At 71.2% G+C, this 15,859-nt stretch carries 14 protein-coding genes; 6 read left to right on the top strand and 8 right to left on the bottom strand.

Annotated features, from left to right (window positions below):
* Nucleotides 1-70: 70 nt before the first annotated feature.
* The gene (locus B7K26_RS06510; protein ID WP_084078112.1) at nucleotides 71-391 is read left to right on the top strand and encodes a DUF2249 domain-containing protein; all 321 of its coding nucleotides are present in this window, start codon (nucleotides 71-73) and stop codon (nucleotides 389-391) included.
* On the opposite strand, the gene B7K26_RS06515 is transcribed toward B7K26_RS06510, so the two are convergent.
* The 3 genes from B7K26_RS06515 to B7K26_RS06530 all read right to left on the bottom strand — a co-directional run bounded on the left by B7K26_RS06515 (nucleotide 388) and on the right by B7K26_RS06530 (nucleotide 5,114).
* Nucleotides 388-2,433, bottom strand: a complete 2,046-nt coding sequence (locus tag B7K26_RS06515) for a UvrD-helicase domain-containing protein (RefSeq protein WP_159449630.1) — start codon at nucleotides 2,431-2,433, stop codon at nucleotides 388-390. The two genes, B7K26_RS06510 and B7K26_RS06515, sit on opposite strands and share 4 nt — an antisense overlap.
* Before the next feature lie 225 nt (nucleotides 2,434-2,658).
* The gene (locus tag B7K26_RS13030; RefSeq protein ID WP_200811006.1) at nucleotides 2,659-4,437 is read right to left on the bottom strand and encodes a 3-hydroxyacyl-CoA dehydrogenase NAD-binding domain-containing protein; all 1,779 of its coding nucleotides are present in this window, start codon (nucleotides 4,435-4,437) and stop codon (nucleotides 2,659-2,661) included.
* Between the two features lie 47 nt (nucleotides 4,438-4,484).
* Nucleotides 4,485-5,114 carry a TetR/AcrR family transcriptional regulator gene (locus B7K26_RS06530; RefSeq protein ID WP_159449631.1) on the bottom strand — a complete coding sequence of 210 codons (630 nt, stop codon included), beginning with the start codon at nucleotides 5,112-5,114 and terminating at the stop codon, nucleotides 4,485-4,487.
* Nucleotides 5,115-5,204: 90 nt separating this feature from the next.
* On the opposite strand from B7K26_RS06530, the gene B7K26_RS06535 reads away from it, so the two are divergent.
* Nucleotides 5,205-6,068 (top strand): 3-hydroxyacyl-CoA dehydrogenase family protein, encoded by an 864-nt coding sequence (locus B7K26_RS06535; protein WP_084078115.1) that lies wholly within the window; start codon nucleotides 5,205-5,207, stop codon nucleotides 6,066-6,068.
* 94 nt (nucleotides 6,069-6,162) lie between these two features.
* On the opposite strand, the gene glnA is transcribed toward B7K26_RS06535, so the two are convergent.
* Nucleotides 6,163-7,593, bottom strand: a complete 1,431-nt coding sequence (gene glnA, locus B7K26_RS06540) for a type I glutamate--ammonia ligase (RefSeq protein ID WP_084078116.1) — start codon at nucleotides 7,591-7,593, stop codon at nucleotides 6,163-6,165.
* Nucleotides 7,594-7,776: 183 nt separating this feature from the next.
* On the opposite strand from glnA, the gene B7K26_RS06545 reads away from it, so the two are divergent.
* Entirely contained in the window at nucleotides 7,777-8,205 is a 429-nt protein-coding gene (locus B7K26_RS06545; RefSeq protein WP_159449632.1) for an RDD family protein, read from the top strand.
* Nucleotides 8,202-8,858, top strand: a complete 657-nt coding sequence (locus B7K26_RS06550; RefSeq protein WP_143340549.1) for an HAD-IA family hydrolase — start codon at nucleotides 8,202-8,204, stop codon at nucleotides 8,856-8,858. The genes B7K26_RS06545 and B7K26_RS06550 overlap by 4 nt, the downstream gene beginning before the upstream one ends.
* A gap of 81 nt (nucleotides 8,859-8,939) precedes the next feature.
* Here the strand turns inward: B7K26_RS06550 and B7K26_RS06555 are convergent, their stop codons facing one another.
* From B7K26_RS06555 to lipB, 3 genes are read right to left on the bottom strand one after another with little or no spacing between them, the layout of a single operon-like run.
* Nucleotides 8,940-9,635, bottom strand: coding sequence for a DUF4191 family protein (locus tag B7K26_RS06555; protein WP_084078119.1), 696 nt, complete (start codon nucleotides 9,633-9,635; stop codon nucleotides 8,940-8,942).
* A gap of 52 nt (nucleotides 9,636-9,687) precedes the next feature.
* Nucleotides 9,688-10,713 (bottom strand): lipoyl synthase, encoded by a 1,026-nt coding sequence (gene lipA, locus B7K26_RS06560; protein WP_084078120.1) that lies wholly within the window; start codon nucleotides 10,711-10,713, stop codon nucleotides 9,688-9,690.
* Nucleotides 10,710-11,414, bottom strand: a complete 705-nt coding sequence (lipB, locus tag B7K26_RS06565) for a lipoyl(octanoyl) transferase LipB (RefSeq protein WP_084078121.1) — start codon at nucleotides 11,412-11,414, stop codon at nucleotides 10,710-10,712. Before lipB ends, lipA begins: the two co-directional genes overlap by 4 nt.
* A gap of 108 nt (nucleotides 11,415-11,522) precedes the next feature.
* Here lipB and B7K26_RS06570 point away from each other — a divergent pair, with 108 nt between their 5' ends.
* Together B7K26_RS06570 and B7K26_RS06575 are read left to right on the top strand one after the other, a co-directional pair.
* The gene (locus B7K26_RS06570) at nucleotides 11,523-13,718 is read left to right on the top strand and encodes an MMPL family transporter (protein WP_084078122.1); all 2,196 of its coding nucleotides are present in this window, start codon (nucleotides 11,523-11,525) and stop codon (nucleotides 13,716-13,718) included.
* Nucleotides 13,719-13,771: 53 nt separating this feature from the next.
* Complete coding sequence (locus tag B7K26_RS06575) at nucleotides 13,772-14,962, top strand: RIO1 family regulatory kinase/ATPase (protein ID WP_084078123.1); 1,191 nt, start codon at nucleotides 13,772-13,774, stop codon at nucleotides 14,960-14,962.
* A 4-nt stretch (nucleotides 14,963-14,966) separates the two neighbouring features.
* Here B7K26_RS06575 and B7K26_RS06580 read toward each other — a convergent pair whose 3' ends face one another.
* Nucleotides 14,967-15,857: a TIGR01777 family oxidoreductase gene (locus B7K26_RS06580; RefSeq protein WP_084078124.1), complete on the bottom strand. Its 891-nt coding sequence runs from the start codon at nucleotides 15,855-15,857 to the stop codon at nucleotides 14,967-14,969.
* Nucleotides 15,858-15,859: the final 2 nt, after the last annotated feature.

Raw genomic sequence — 15,859 nt, forward strand, 5'->3', positions numbered from 1 at the left:
GGTGGGCAGACGGGTGGCGCTCCGGGGACACAGGCGCCACCCGTCTTCATTCTTTCCCGGGAGGCTGACCATGCGCGACGGCGGACACACGCTCATCGACGAGATCGACCTGATCGCGCTGGGCCACATGCCGGGTGGAGCGGCGCTGGCGCGTCCGCGGCCGCTCGCGCACCTCGACCTCACCGGCCTCGACCCGCAGGCGGCACGCCAGGTCGCGCTGGCCGAGGTGGCGCGGCTCGTGCCCGGCGACACGATCATCGTCGTGACAGCCGATGCCCCCTTTGCGCTGCTGGACGCGCTCCACTCCGCGACGGACGGACGGTGCCTGTTTGAGTACCTGGCGACCGGCCCCGAGGCCTGGGCCACGGCCGTCTCGCGCCTCGACTCTTAGCGCCCCGCGCCTGCGACGCGCTCGCCATCGCCGATGCGGAGAGGGCCCTCCGTGACGACGGCGGGGTCGGCGACGAGCTCCTCCACGAAGGGCGACTCCTCGCCCTCGACGGTGAGGATGGTCACGGACACGCGCGCCCGCGTGAGCGCCACGTACAGGAGCCTGCGCTCCTCCGCATCCGGGAAGTCGTCCTCGCTCGCTGTCGCGAGGGCGAGGAGGGGATCATCGGCGCGCGACGAGGGGAACCCATCCCTGCCGCGCGTCATCGCGGGGACGATAACGTGGTCGGCTTCCAGCCCCTTCGACCCGTGCATGGTGCGGAAGGTGACGTCGATTCCCATGGGCGTGTCGCGGGGGAGGAGCGCCTCGTCGGAGCGGTAGCGGCCCAGGACGTCGACGGTGGCGCCGTCCGATGCCTCGGCAAGCCCTGCGAGGCGGTCCCTGAGGGCGGCCGTGAGGTCTCGTCGCCTCGTCACGGTCACGACGGTCACGGGTGCGCCGCCCGGCCCGGCAGCGGCGTGAACCGCCTTGGTGATCTGCGCGGGGTTGCGGGCCACGAAGCGTCCCGCGACGTCCGCGATGGTCTGGGTGGTGCGGAAGGTGGTCTCGAGGCGTCGCGTGAGCGCCGGCCCGCACCAGGAGGCGAAGTCGGTCAGGAGGGAGGCATCGGCCCCGGCGAAGCCGTTGATGGCCTGCCAGTCGTCGCCGACCACCAGCAGGTGGGTGCCGTCCCTGTCGGCGAGCGCCTTCACCAGTCGCGCCCGCGCGGGGCTCGTGTCCTGGAACTCGTCGACCATGACGAGGTCGACCGGCAGGAGCGTGCGCTTGCGCTCGAGGTGGCGCGCGGCCTCGGACAGCATCGCGTCGTAGTCGACGGCGCCCGCCTCGGCGAGGTCCTGGTCCCACCGGTCGTGCACCTTCCAGTACAGGTCCAGCAGGCGGCGCGTCCGGGTGGCGTCCTCGTCACGACGTCCCGCGAGCCGGGAGCGCAACTCCGCCCGGGTGAGGTTGCCCGCTTTGACGTGTCCCATGAGGCGATGCAGGAGCGCCGGAAGCCGATCGGGGCTCACCGTCTCCGGCTCGGGCAGGGGGACCCCGTCGGCCACGAGGTCCGCGAGGATCCCCGCGATGTGCTCGGTCTCCGTGCCGTCCGCCACCCAGGACGCGAGCGGAGGACGCGTCCCGGTGGCGCGCTCGATCACGTCGAGGCCGAAGGCGTGGAAGGTACTGACCCTGATCCCCTCGGGGTCGAGGCCCGCGCGGGTGAGGCGGTGCCGCACGCGCGCATCGAGCTCGCGGGCGGCATCCGCGTTGAACGCGAGCATCACGATCCTGTCGGGCGCGGCGAAGCCACGGTCGATCGCGTACGCGGCGCGCGCCACCATCACCGCGGTCTTGCCCGAGCCCGCCGCCGCGATGACCCGCACACGGCTGTCATAGGTGAGCACCGCGCGCGACTGCTCAGGGGTGAGCGGCGAGGACTCGACCGTGGACAGGAGGCGCGCGCGCGAACGGAGTTCGGCCTGGAGGATCGGCTGATTCGCGGCGCTGACGCGGGCAAGGTGGTCGGTCGACAGGAATTCCAGAAGGCCCCGCTGCGCCTCGTCGAGGCTCGCGCCGAGCTCGGCGAGTTGCCGCTCGTCGAGTTCGGCGAGCGCCTCCGCGTGGGTCGGCATGCCGCGCAGGCACGCGACCACGTCGTCGTAGGCGATCCAGCGTTGCTCCCGCTCGCGCGTGGCGATGAGGCGGTCCAGCCGATCGCGGGCAAGAGAGGCGGCGTCGAGGTGGGGCACAAGGAGCCCGCGTGCCGATGCCCGGGAGACCGCACGGCGGATCACCACGGCATCGGCCCTGCGCACCCCCACGAGCCGCCACGGCACGGGGCCGTCGACGACGAGCGAGCGGCGCAGGAACCATCGCGATACCCGCAGGCGCTGCGCCTCGTCACCTTCGAGCGTGAGGGTGCGTCCGGCGGCGTGCACCAGGAGGCGGCCCGGCTGCTGCTCGACGCTCCACCCCGTCCGCGTCACCCTGCCTGCCACGCGTCTATTGTCGCCGATGAGCGCGGCGCCTCTCGCCGCAGCCCCGGCGTCCATAGTGCCGCGCGGCACTCAGAAACCCTCAGATGTCGGGTATGCGACTGGGCCCTATCGCGGGGCGCGGCATGCGCCTACCGTGGCGGGCATCGGCCTCGCGTCCGCCATCTCGTGTGGCCGATGCGAAGGGGCGTGGGTCACCGACCCACGCCCCTTCATCATGGGCGCGCGCTACAGGGCGGCGTCGCGGCGCCAGCCGAGCGCCAGACCGGTGGCGGACCCGGCCAGGGTCGTGACGACCCGGTCCTCGCCGGTCGCGAGGGTGATGGCGCGGATGGTGCCGCCGAGGTCGCCGACGTACGCCACGCCGTGGCGCTCGTCCAGGGCGAGTCCGATGGCCTCGGTAAAGCCGGTCGCGAGGACCGTCGAGGCGACGCCTGCCTCGCTCGGGGCGGGCAGCGGTGCGCGGTTCAGGGAGTTGCCGCGCTCGCCCGCGCCGCGGTCGGTCCAGTACAGGAAGCCGTGGGCGGCGTCGACGTGCAGGTCGATGGGTTCGGGAAGGTCGGACCACAGCGTCTCGACGTCGGTGCGCGTGGCGGGGTCCTTGCCGGCGGGGAGGTCGAGCGCCGCACGGAAGATGCGACCCTGGCCGGCCTTCGATGCACCCTTCTGGGTCCAGTAGAGGTGTCCCCGCCCGGGGTCGACGGCGATGCCGACACAGTGCTCCTCGGCCTCGCTCGGGCCGTGGCCGGCCGTGAGAACCAGGGCGGTGACGCCGGAGCCATCGCGCTCGGCGCGGTAGACGCCGCGACCCTCGCGGTCGGTCCAGTACAGGCGCCCCGTGGCGGGGTCCTGGGTGACCTGCTTGCCGGTCGTGAAGGCGCCGCGCTCCACCAGCACCGTGGGGGTGCCGCCGGCGAGGGGAAGGGTCTGGAGGGAGCCGTTGCGGGTGGTGAACGGGGGCTCGTTGCCCGGCACCAGGTCGCCGGCAGCGGCGTCGGGTGCGCCCATCATCGAGACGACTAGGCGGTCTCCGTCCACGACGATGCCGTCCGGCGCCTCGGCGATCCCCTCGGCGAGGGCGGTCGACTCGCCGGTGGTGACGTCGATGCGGTGCACCGCGCCGCGAGCGATGTCGAGGGCGTAGAGGTCGGGCACCTCGTTCTCGCGCGACACGGCGCTGGCGACCGCCGTCGTGATCCTGTCGCGACGCGCGACGCGCTCGGCGTAGGTGTCAGCGGTGCCGTAGGCGCGCTCGACGCCCTCGACCACGCGACGCATGTCGTCGTCCTCCCGGGACGGGGTGTGAAGGTCGAAGGCGTTGAGGGCGGCGCCCACGTGCTTGAGGATGTGTCCGAGCCCACCGGGACCGCCACCGAGGTGGCCGGCCTCGAGTACGCCGGTGGACGCCCAGCGCAGGCCGAGCGAGCCTTGCACCACCTGGTCGAAGCCCTGGGCGTCGACGACGCCCTGCTGGATAAGCCACAGCGCCTCGTCGAGGACTGCCTTCTGGACGCGGTTGCCGACGAAGCCGGGCACCTCCTTGGCCAGCGCGACCGGGTTCTTGCCCACCGCGCGGTACATCTCCACGGCCCGCGCGACGAGCTCGGGGCGGGTGGACGGCGCGGGAACGACCTCCACTAGCGGCATGAGCTCCGGCGGGTTGTAGGGGTGGCCCACCAGGATCTGGTCGGCACGCGCGTTGCCCTCGGCGAGGAGCGAGGGGAGCAGGCTCGACGTCGAGCTCGCGATGATGGTCTCGCCGTGAGCTGCGGTGGCGATGTCGGCCAGCAACTGACGCTTGATGTCGAGGCGCTCGGGCCCGTTCTCCTGCACCAGGTCGGCGCCGTCGACGGCATCCGCGATCGTGGTGGCGACGCGGTAGCCGCGGTCGCGGGGGATCGCGTCGGGGTTGACGTCGAAGACGGCGACATCGTCGCCGTGGGTGGTGAAAAGGTCGGCCCACGAGAGTCCGATGACTCCCGCGCCGATGATCGCGATACGTGACATGTGTCTCTCTCCGGGGTGATGCGAGGGGTGGTGCGCGGACGCCTGGGTCAGGCGGACGCGGGATCGCCGTCGTGCGCGGCCACGGGGATCGTGAGGCCGCTCAGGGTGGCAAGGATGGTGTCGCGGCGCAGCGTGTCGGGATCCTCGACCAGCGGCGCCTGCAGGACCGCGCCGACGTTCGCGGCGATGAGAGCGCGGACCGCGGCGGCGGCGTCGAGGGTCAGGCGGCGTCCCGCTGCGGCGACGATGGCGAGGACGAGGGGCTCGAGGCCCTCGCGCAGTTCCTCGCCATGGTCGCGCAGCGACTGCGTGCTGTCGGCGTGAAGGTGCTGCTGGCGCGCGAACGAGGCGCGAAGGGCGTACCAGTCGGGCTCCGCGGGGATGAGGTCGAGCACGTAGTCGACGAGGCCGCCAAGGGTGGCCTCAGACGGGAGCTCGGGGTCCGCGGCGGCGAGGCGGCCGAGCAGCGCCTCGGTGCGCCGCTCGTAGACGGCGAACAGGAGGTCCGTCATCGATGAGAAGTTGGAGTAGAAGGCGCCGCGGGTGAAGCCCGCGCGCTGGCAGACGTCGTCGATGCCGAGGTCGGTGCCGCGTACCGCGAGGAGGTCCTCCGCGGCGTCGAGGAGCCGCGCGGTGGTCTGCGCGCGTCCGCGCTTGGCGCCCGTGTCCTGGGACATGACCGACCTCCGTGTCGTCAGATGCATAATGTATTGAATACAGAATGTATCGAAGCCTCGCAGGCGAGGCAAACGACAGGAGGCGTCCCCATGACCTACTCGCTCCCCACCGACATCGTCGGCCGTCCCGTCACCGTGATCGGCGCGGGCACGCTCGGCCGCCGCATCGCGGCAGTGTTCGCGAGCGGAGGCTCGCCCGTCCGCATCGTGGACTCGGTCGCCCAGCAGCGCGACGCCGCCGTGGCCTACGTGGGTGAGGCGGCCCCGGGCCTCGCCGCGAGCATCGGCCGCGAGGGACAGGCCCTGGGTGAGGTGACCGCGTACGAGGACGCTGCCTCGTCCGTGCCCGGAGCGTGGCTCGTCATCGAGGCAGTGCCCGAGCGCCTCGACATCAAGACCCCGCTTTTCGGTGAGCTCGACCGTCTCGCAGACGCCGAAGCGATCCTCGCCACCAACTCGTCGTCGTACGCCTCGCGCCTGGTGATCGACGAGGTCTCACACGTCGAGCGCGTCATCAACATGCACTTCGCTATGCCGCCCGCCTCGATGGCCGTCGAGCTGATGTCGGACGGACACACCGACGAGGCCATCCTTCCGTTCCTCGACGACCAACTGCGGGGCTACGGCCTGCTGCCGTTCATCGCGCACCGCGAGAGCACCGGCTTCATCTTTAACCGCATCTGGGCCGCGATCAAGCGCGAGAGCCTCGACGTGGTGGCGCAGGGAGTGAGCACTCCCGAGGACGTCGACGCCATCATGAAGGCGAACATGGGCATGCACACGGGCCCGTTCGCGGCGATGGACCAGGTGGGCCTCGACGTGGTCCTCGACATCGAGGAGCACTACGCCGCCGAGAACCCCCACCTGCCCGAGGGGCCGCGCACCCTGCTGCGCTCCTACGTGGAGGCCGGCAAGCTAGGCCGCAAGTCAGGCGAGGGCTTCTACACGTACTAAGCCTCAGCCGCGCGCGCGTTCAGGCGCGGCATGGAAAACACGAAGCCCCCGGCATCCTCGCGGACGCCGGGGGCTTCGTGGCTACGAGAGCGACTTAGCAGTCGTAGTACAGCTCAAACTCGTGCGGGTGGGGACGGAAGCGCAGCGGGTCGATCTCCGCGGTGCGCTTGTAGTCGATCCACTCGGCGATGAGGTCCTCGGTGAACACGCCACCCTCCGTGAGGTAGGCGTGGTCGGCCTCGAGCTCGTCGAGCACCTTGGACAGCGAGTCCGGAACCTGGGGGATCGAGGCGTGCTCCTCGGGGGGAAGCTCGTACAGGTCCTTGTCGATGGGGGCCGGCGGCTCGATCTTGTTCTTGATGCCGTCCAGGCCCGCCATCAGCAGCGCGGCGAACGCGAGGTAGGGGTTACCCGACGAGTCGGGGGCGCGGAACTCGATGCGCTTGGCCTTGGGGTTCGAGCCGGTGACCGGGATACGGACGGCGGCCGAACGGTTACGGGCCGAGTACACCAGGTTGACGGGCGCCTCGTAGCCGGGAACCAGGCGGTGGTAGGAGTTCACCGTGGGGTTGGTGAACGCGAGCAGCGACGGAGCGTGCTTCAGGATGCCGCCGATGTACCAGCGGGCGATGTCCGACAGGCCGCCGTAGCCGGCCTCGTCGTAGAACAGCGGCTCGCCGTTCTTCCACACCGACTGGTGCACGTGCATGCCCGAGCCGTTGTCGCCGAACAGGGGCTTCGGCATGAAGGTGGCGGTCTTGCCGTTCTTCCACGCGACGTTCTTGACGACGTACTTGAACTTCATCAGGTCGTCGGCGGCGTGCAGCAGCGTGTTGAAGCGGTAGTTGACCTCCTGCTGGCCGGCGGTGCCCACCTCGTGGTGCGCGCGCTCGAGCTCGAGGCCCACCTCGCCGAGGACGGTGCACATCTCGTCGCGCAGGTCGGCCATCTGGTCGCCGGGGGAGACGGGGAAGTAGCCCCCCTTGATGCGGGTCTTGTAGCCAAGGTTCGGCGAGCCGTCGGCCTCCTTCTCGACGCCGGTGTTCCACCAGCCCTCGGAGGAGTCGATGTGGTAGTAACCCTCGTGCTGGTTCGTGTCGAAGCGCACGGAGTCGAAGATGAAGAACTCGGCCTCGGGGGCGAAGAACGCGGTGTCGCCGATGCCGGTCGACTTCAGGTACTCCTGCGCCTTCATCGCGACGTTGCGCGGGTCACGGGAGTAGGGCTCGTCGGTGAAGGGGTCCACCACGGAGAAGTTGATGACCAGCGTCTTGGCCTTGCGGAAGGGGTCGAGGTACGCGGTCTGAAGGTCGGCGATGAGCTTCATGTCGGACTCGTTGATGGCCTGGAAGCCGCGAATCGACGAACCGTCGAATGCCGCGCCGTCCTCCAGGACGGTCTCGAACTGGGCGGCGGGAACGTTGACGTGCTGCATCGCGCCCGGAAGGTCGCAGAAGCGGATGTCGATGTACTCGACCGCCTCGTCCTTCACATAAGCGATTGCCTCTTCGGCAGTCTTGAACATCCGTGTGCTCCTTGATTGGGTCGTGCCTGTCGCTGGCGAGGCCAGCCTAGGGTCAGGCGGTTTCCCCCAGGTTCGCCAAATGTTACAAACGCGTTTCCTGGGTCCACCGGGCGCACCCCCTCAGACGGGGCGCTGACATCGGCGTCGCCCTCGACCCTATACCCAGCGCTTTACGATGGACCGGTGAGTGACACCCCCACCGCCCAGGCGCCCAGCGGCGCACTCGTCGGCCGCCGTCTCCTCGGCATCGGCATCGACTGGGTGCTGTGCCTCCTGATCTCGTCGGCCTTCTTCGTCGCCCCCGCGCTCGAGGACGCGACGGGGGTGGAGCGCGTGCTCCTCGCCGGGGACCCCACGGCAACCCTCATCATCTGGGCGGCGCAGCATCTGGTGCTGGTCTCGCTGCTGGGCACCACCATCGGCCACCGTGTCGCGGGGCTGCGAGTGGTGCGCGAAGACGGCGCGCCGTACGTGGGCCCGCTCAAGGGCCTGGGGCGCACAGTCCTGCTAGGCCTCGTCATCCCCGCCGTCGTCTGGGGACCCGACGGTCGCGGCCTTCACGACCGCGCCATGGGGACACGCGTCGTCGACGTGAGGGCGGCCCGGCCGTGAGCGCGCCGCAACGGCTTGAGGTCGCAGGGGTGCTCTTCGACATGGATGGCACCCTCGTCGATTCGAATGCCCCCGTCGACGTGATCTGGAACGAGTTCTCCGATGCGCACGGCCTGGACAGCACCGAGGTGCGGGCCTACGCCCACGGCCGCCCGTCGCGAGCGACCGTCGCAACCTACCTCCGCGATGACCAGCAGATCGCCCACTGGATCGACAGGATCCACCACCTCGAGGCCACCATGTTCGACGTGGTCACGGAGATCCCCGGCGCCGGCGCCCTGGTGCGGTCACTGCCCGAGGACCGCTGGGCGGTCGTGACGTCGGCCATCCGCGAGCCCGCGCGCGAGCGCATCGGCGCGGTCGGCATCCGCGTCCCCGCCGTCTTGATCGGCGCCGACGACGTGACGCACGGCAAGCCCGACCCCGAGGGATACCGCGCGGGTGCCGCGGCGCTCGGCCTCGACCCCGCCGACTGCGTCGTCTTCGAGGACACCGACGCTGGCGCCAAGGCGGGACTCGCGGCCGGCTGCCGCGTGGTCGTCGTGGGCCAGGGGCGCTCGGAGACCCTCGACGCACTGCCGCGAGTTGCCGACCTCACCCACGTGACGGCCGATGCCACGGCCGCCGGTCGCATCGGCCTCACCCTGTCCTAGGGCCACCCACCGCATCGGCGCTGGGAAACGACGAACGCCGCCCTCCCACGGGGGAGAGCGGCGTTCGGAACGGCGATGAGGTCAGCGACCGCGCATGGCCTTGCGGTCGGGGCGCGCGCGCATGGGGTCGACGCCCTTGGGCATGGGCAGCTTGGCGCCGCCGATGGCGTTGAGGCGGGCCGAGACCTGCGCACGCTGCGCCTTGGTGAGCGCCTTCTTGTGGCCCTTGATGGCCTTGACGAGGCTCTTCAGCGGGACCTGGCCCTCGCCGGTGCCCTCGTAGATCGCGTGCACGGGGACGCCGGGAACCAGCTTCGTGAGGCGACGCGTGGTCGCCTCGACCTGCTTGCGTGCCCCGTTGCCGCCCTCGGCGATGAGGACGATGCCGCCCTTGCCGACGCCCTGGAAGACGATGCCCTTGCCGCGCGGGTCGACCGACACCGGCTCCTCATTGAACTGCCATCCCGAGCGGATCGACTGGGCGATCGAGATCGAGGCGCCGCGCTGGCCCTCCATGCGGATGTACGCGTTGCGCTCGAAGCGGCGCGTCAGCGTGTACATGCCCGCGAGCACCGCGACGAGGATCGAGAAGATGATCGCGTAGACCAGGATCCAGGTGGAGCCCGACGCGAGACCGATCGCGACGCCGGCGCCGATAATGATCAGCGGGATGCCGATCAGGAGCGGCAGCAGCCACTTGTCATAGGGTGCCGTGGACGTATAGGCCTGCGCGACGAGCTTGTACCACCGCGGGCGCTTCTCGGGTTCTTTCGCCATGATGCGGCACAGTCTAGTCGCGTCCCGGACGCGCCGGGAGCGACGTTCGCCGTCAGCAGGAAGGACGCGAGGGCGCGGCCCAGGTGAGCAGGGCCGATGCCTCCTGGCGTGCCTCCATCGGCTCACCCAGGTGCGCGAGCGCCTCGGGGATGGGGCGGCCCTTGCTGGTCATGGCCTGTCCCCACAGCCGGCCGGCGCGGTAACTGGAGCGGACGAGCGGGCCCGACATGACGCCGAGGAAGCCGATCTCCTCGGCGGCCTCGGACAGGTCGACGAACTCCTCGGGCTTGACCCAACGCTCGACTGGGTGGTGGCGGGGGCTGGGGCGCAGGTACTGCGTGATGGTGATGAGGTCGGTGCCGGCATCGTGCAGATCCTGCAGCGCCTGAAGCACCTCCTCCATCGTCTCGCCCATGCCGAGGATGAGGTTGGACTTGGTCACGAAGCCGTCGGCCTGGGCCCGGCTGATGACCTCAAGGGAGCGCTCGTAGCGGAACGCGGGGCGGATGCGCTTGAAGATGCGCGGCACCGTCTCGACGTTGTGGGCAAGCACCTCGGGGCGCGAGGAGAAGACCTCCGCGAGCTGGTCGGGGTCGGCGTTGAAGTCCGGGATCAGCAGCTCGACGCCAGTGCCGGGGTTGAGCTCGTGGATCTGGCGCACGGTCTCCGCGTAGAGCCACGCGCCGCCGTCGTCGAGGTCGTCACGCGCGACGCCGGTGACCGTCGAGTACTTGAGGCCCATCTGCTGGACGGACTTGGCGACCTTGAGGGGCTCCATGCGGTCGAGCGCCGTGGGCTTGCCGGTGTCGATCTGGCAGAAGTCGCAGCGGCGCGTGCACTGGGCGCCCCCGATGAGGAACGTCGCCTCGCGGTCCTCCCAGCACTCGAAGATGTTGGGGCAGCCGGCCTCCTCGCACACCGTGTGCAGGCCGCCGCCCTTCACGAGCGACTTGAGCTCGGAGTACTCGGGACCCATGGTGGCCTTGGTGCGGATCCACTCGGGCTTGCGCTCGATGGGAACCTCGGCATTGCGGGCCTCGATGCGCAGCATCCGGCGGCCTTCGGGGGCGATGGTCACGCGAGCTCCTTGTGGGGGTCGGGGACGGCGAGGGCTCCGGCGGGGGTGTCCGCCTGCGCCTCTAAGCGTACGGGGGTGAGGGAACGTTCGAGGAACCGCAGGGCACGGGGCAGCACCTCGGCGATGGTGACGTCGCGTCCCAGCTCGAGGGACAGCGAGGTGACGTCGGCGTCGGAGATGCCGCAGGGCACGATGCGGTCGAAGCGGTCGAGCGAGGGATTGCAGTTGAGCGCGAACCCGTGCATGGTCACGCCGCGCGCGACGCGCACGCCGACGGCGCACACCTTGCGCTCGAGGCGGTCGGCCGTGGCGGGGAGCCACACCCCCGAGCGGCCCTCGACGCGGACAGCCTCGAGGCCGTAGTCCTCGCACAGGTCGATGACGGACTGCTCGAGGTGGCGCACGTAGCGCACGACGTCGATGGGCTCGGTGAGCTTCACGATGGGGTAGCCCACCAACTGGCCGGGGCCGTGCCAGGTGATCCTGCCGCCGCGGTCGACGTCGACGACGGGGGTGCCGTCCGTGGGTCGATCCCACGACGCCGTGCGCCGGCCCGCGGTGTACACGTCCTCGTGCTCGACCAGCACGAGAGCGTCGTCGCGTTCATCGGCGGCGCGCGCGGCGTGCAGGTCGCGCTGGACCTGCCAGGCCTCGTCGTACGGCACCAGCCGCTCGCCAAGGCCGAGGGGAAGAATCTCCATAGATGGTCCAGGCTAACGCGGGGCCAGCGAGAGGGGAACTCCTCCCCACGGCCGATCACGGTTCGGCTACGACGGGAATAGCCTGGCACCTTCGTCGTTGGGAGGGACATGTCCACGTCTGCGCGCGCCTGGTGGCGCCCACTCGCCATCCTTGTCGTCATCGTCGTCTGGCTCGCCATCGGAGGCGCCGGAGGGCAGACGTTCGGCAAGCTGTCCGACGTCCAGGAGAACGACTCCGCAGCCTTCCTACCTTCCTCTGCCGAGTCCACGGAGGCGGCCGACGCCCACCGCGAGTTCTCGCCCGTCACGAGCCTGCCAGGCATCTTTGTCGTCGACGGCGTGAGCGGCGAGGACGATCTCGCGGCGGTGCAGGCCTTCGTCGACGACGTGGTCGCGACGGAGATCCCGGGTGACGCCGACGGACGCACCGTGGGCGAGGTGCTGTCACCCGCGGCCGACCAGCAGGCGCCGCAGGTGGTGCCGAGCGAGGACGGCGAAGCAGCGCTCGTCGCGTTCTCGATCGACGCCGATGTCGCGGAGGAGAGCGTGGGCGAGGGCACCATGGGCGAGGTGGTCGCCGAGACCATCCGCGACGTGTGGGCCGAGCAGGCCACGCAGCTGGAGGGGCACCTCACCGGCGGCCTCGGCATCCTTGCCGACCTGCTCGAGGCCTTCGCCGGGATCGACGGCGTCCTCCTCGTGGTGGCGCTGGCCGTGGTGCTCGTCATCCTTCTCGTCGTTTACCGCAGCCCCGTGCTGCCGCTGCTGGTGCTGTCGACCGCGATGATCGCCCTCACCGGCGCGATCCTCGCCGTGTACGCGATGGCCGACGCGGACATCATCACGCTCAACGGTCAGTCGCAGGGGATCATGTTCATCCTGGTCGTCGGCGCCACGACCGACTACGCGCTGCTACTGGTCGCGCGCTATCGCGAGGAGCTCCTGCGCACGCCGTCGCCGTACGCCGCCATGGCACACGCGTGGCGCCGGTCCGTGGAGCCGATCGCCGCCTCGGCGGTGACGGTCATCCTGGGACTGCTGGTGCTGCTGCTCAGCGACCTCAAGTCCAACGCCGCCCTCGGCCCGGCCGGCGCCCTCGGCATCGTCGCGGCCCTGCTCGCCGCGCTCACGCTGCTTCCCGCCCTGCTTCTCCTCGGCGGCAAGCACGCCCGCGGAGTGTTCTGGCCCGCGATGCCGCGGTACCGCGAGGAGGCGGCCGATGCCGCTGTCGCCGACCCGTCGCAGGGCACCGGGATCTGGGCACGCGTGGCGCGGGGCGTCGACGCGCACCCGCGCCGCACGTGGCTGGCGGCCGCCGGTGGCCTGCTGGTCCTCGCCGCCTTCGTGCCGACCTTCAAGGCATCGGGCCTGGGAGAGCAGGAGGTCTTCACCCGCGACACCGACTCGGTACTCGGCACCGCGGTGCTGGAGGACCACTTCGACGCCGGCGCCACCTCGCCCATTCGGATCATCGTGCCGGAGGACCAAGCGCAGGCGGCGGTGGACGCCGTGCTCGCCGTCGACGGCATCGAGGACGCCTACCCGCTGACCGAGTCCGTTGCCCAGGGCGCGCCCGCCGGCGTGGCGGGACCCGAGGACCCGATCGTCGTGAACGGCGAAGTCGAGGTGGTCGCCATCACCCAGGTGTCGTCGAGCTCCAACGAGGCCGCGGACATCGTGGTCGACGTGCGCGACGCCGTTCACCCGCTCGGTGATGACGTCCTCGTCGGCGGCACCGCCGCCGAGCAGCTCGACACACGCCTCACCACCCAGCGCGACACCCTCGTGATCCTGCCCACGATCCTCGCGGTGATCTTCGTGGTGCTCGTCCTGCTGCTGCGCGCCGTCGTGGCGCCCCTGCTCATCGTCGGGGCGAACATCGTGTCCTACGGCGCCACCATCGGCCTGTCGGCGCTGCTGTTCAACCACGTGTTCGGGTTCCCCGGATCGGACCCCTCGGTGCCGCTGCTGGGCTTCGTGTTCCTCGTCGCGCTCGGCGTCGACTACTCGATCTTCCTCATGTCCAGGGCCCGCGAGGAGTCGCTGGCACACGGCAACCGCGCGGGCATCAGGCGGGCGCTTGCCGTCACGGGCGGCGTCATCACGTCCGCGGGAATCGTGCTGGCGGCGACGTTTGCCGCGCTCGGGGTGATCCCGCTGATCTTCCTGGCGCAGATCGCGGTGATCGTCGGACTCGGCGTCCTCATCGACACCTTCGTGGTGCGCTCGCTGCTGGTGCCCGGACTCGTGGCGGACGTGGGCAGGCGCTCCTGGTGGCCGTGGCAGGGACGCATCTCCGACTGATCCCGGCTTGTGGATAGCGGCCGCGCGGGCTCTCCGCGCGGCACGCTTGACGCATGACCACCGCGACGAGCGCCCCAGCCCTCCTGGGCCGCGTGCTCGGCGCCGGGGAGGGACTCGAAGCGCGGGCACGTGCACGAGGGGAACGCCTCGCCCGGCTAGCGCGTGACGACGTGCTCGCGCCGGCCGAGATCGACTGCGACGCACACGGGCTGGTGACCGCCCGCGTGCCCGTCGTCGACGGGGTCGACCTGGCTCAGCTCGCCGTCCACCGCGCCCCGCTCAGCGCGGGGGAGTGCGTGTGGTTGGGGCGACGCATCGCCGCCGCGTTAGCAGCGATGCACGCGGCGGGGCTGGTCCACGGCGACGTGGCGCCCGCGAACGTCCTTGTCAGGCGCGACGGCGTCACCCTCGTCGACACCCTGGGAGCCGCGCGGGCCGACGAGCGCGGCACGCCCGGCTTCCGCGCGCCGGAGACCGTCGCGGGCGAGCACGGGGAGGCCGCCGACGTGTTCGCACTCGGCCGGCTCCTGCGGTGGGCAGTGAACGACGCCGACGAGGACACGGTGCGCGCCTGGACCGTCCCGCTGGTGGCCGCGGACCCGGCGGCACGCCCGTCCGCTGCCGCGGTCGACGCGGTCCTCGCGCTGTGCGCTCCCGAGCGCAGCGTGGCACCCTCGCCACCCGACATCGTCTCGTCGGTGCGCCAGCGAGCGATGGATCGCACCGAGCGGTTGGCCTCCGGGCGGGCGTGGAGGGCATGGCGCTGGGGACTGCGTGCGGTCGCGGTCGCGGCGGCGACGCTGACCGTCGCGTGGGGCGCGCTCAGCGTGCCGGGGCTGCTCGACAGTGCCGAGGGGGAGGACGGCACCGGCGACCCCGCCACCGCGGCGCGTGACCTTACCGAGGCCCGCATCGGGGCCCTCGCCGCTGGCGACCCCGACGCGCTGCTCGCCACGGTCACCGGCGACGGCACTGTCGCCAAGGACGCGAGCACCGCGGCCGAGGAGCTCGCGTCGGGCACTTCGTACGAGGGCCTAGGGGTGGAGGTTCAGGACGTCGCGGTGCTGTCCGAGGACGAGGACTCCGCACGCGTCGCGGTCACGTACGTGGTGTCGGAGCACACCGTCGTGTCGCAGGGGGAGGGCACGGTGGTACCGGCCACGCGTCAGGCAGTGGACCTGACGCTGACCGCCACGAGCGACGGATGGAGGGTGGCGGCCGCCGTGGCGACGGAAGCGAGCTGACGCCTCAGGCGTCGGCCATGACCGCGTGGGCGGCGGCGGTGATCTCCGGGTGTCGCCACTCGAAGCCGAGCCGCGTGAGCACGCCGGGGCTCGCGAGTTGGCTCGACAGCAGGTCCTCGACGGCCGGCCCGATGGCGGCGCGCAGCGCGAAGGCGGGGACCGGCAGGCCGGGGGAGCGTCCAGCGGCGTCGGACATCACCCGGATGAGCTCGCGGTCGCGCACGGGGATGGGCGCGATGATGTTGGCCGGGCCCGCGTGGTCCGAGTCGAGGAGGAAACGCTGGGCGCGGATCTGATCCGTCAGCGTGATCCAGGAGTGCCAGGCCTCGCCCGAACCCAGCGTGCGCAGCAGGCCGCGCTTCACGAGGGGCATGAGCCGCTCCGCGAAGCCGCCGTGGCCGGCGAGCACCAGCCCGGTGCGGCAAAAGACGGTGCGGATGCCGGCCTCGACCGCGGGGGAGGCGGCCGCCTCCCACTGGGTGACGATCGAGGCGAGAAGGGTGTCTCCCGGGCCCGAGCGCTCGGACAGGCGCTCCTCGCCGCGGGCCCCGTAGTAGCCCATCGCCGAGCCCTGGAGCAGCACGCCGGAGAAGCCGGCGTCGACGAGGCCATGGACCAGCGTCGAGGTGGAGTCAAGGCGGGACTGCAGCACCACGTCGGCGTAGGAATCGGTGAGGCGCTTCGCTCCGATCGACGCGCCCGCCAGGTTGACCACGGCATCGGCCGTGCCCAGGAGCTGCGTGTCGACGGTGCCCGCCTGGGGGTCCCAGGCGGATTCATGCGGTCCGCGCGCCTCGCGACGGACCAGCGAGACGACATCGTGGCCGTCCGACCTCAACGACTGCTGCAGGGCAGTGCCGATGAGGCCGGACGAGCCAGCGATGACGACGCGCATGG

This window comes from Demequina sp. NBRC 110057 (genome assembly GCF_002090175.1).
In the GTDB taxonomy this organism is placed as follows: domain Bacteria; phylum Actinomycetota; class Actinomycetes; order Actinomycetales; family Demequinaceae; genus Demequina.

Bases quoted from the DNA above. Each gene is read 5' to 3' on its own strand.
- B7K26_RS06510 (WP_084078112.1), top strand. From the start codon at position 71: ATGCGCGACGGCGGACACACGCTCATCGACGAGATCGACCTGATCGCG.
- B7K26_RS13030 (WP_200811006.1), bottom strand. From the start codon at position 4,437: ATGTCACGTATCGCGATCATCGGCGCGGGAGTCATCGGACTCTCGTGG.
- B7K26_RS06530 (WP_159449631.1), bottom strand. From the start codon at position 5,114: ATGTCCCAGGACACGGGCGCCAAGCGCGGACGCGCGCAGACCACCGCG.
- B7K26_RS06535 (WP_084078115.1), top strand. From the start codon at position 5,205: ATGACCTACTCGCTCCCCACCGACATCGTCGGCCGTCCCGTCACCGTG.
- glnA (WP_084078116.1), bottom strand. From the start codon at position 7,593: ATGTTCAAGACTGCCGAAGAGGCAATCGCTTATGTGAAGGACGAGGCG.
- B7K26_RS06555 (WP_084078119.1), bottom strand. From the start codon at position 9,635: ATGGCGAAAGAACCCGAGAAGCGCCCGCGGTGGTACAAGCTCGTCGCG.
- lipB (WP_084078121.1), bottom strand. From the start codon at position 11,414: ATGGAGATTCTTCCCCTCGGCCTTGGCGAGCGGCTGGTGCCGTACGAC.
- B7K26_RS06570 (WP_084078122.1), top strand. From the start codon at position 11,523: ATGTCCACGTCTGCGCGCGCCTGGTGGCGCCCACTCGCCATCCTTGTC.
- B7K26_RS06575 (WP_084078123.1), top strand. From the start codon at position 13,772: ATGACCACCGCGACGAGCGCCCCAGCCCTCCTGGGCCGCGTGCTCGGC.
- B7K26_RS06580 (WP_084078124.1), bottom strand. From the start codon at position 15,857: ATGCGCGTCGTCATCGCTGGCTCGTCCGGCCTCATCGGCACTGCCCTG.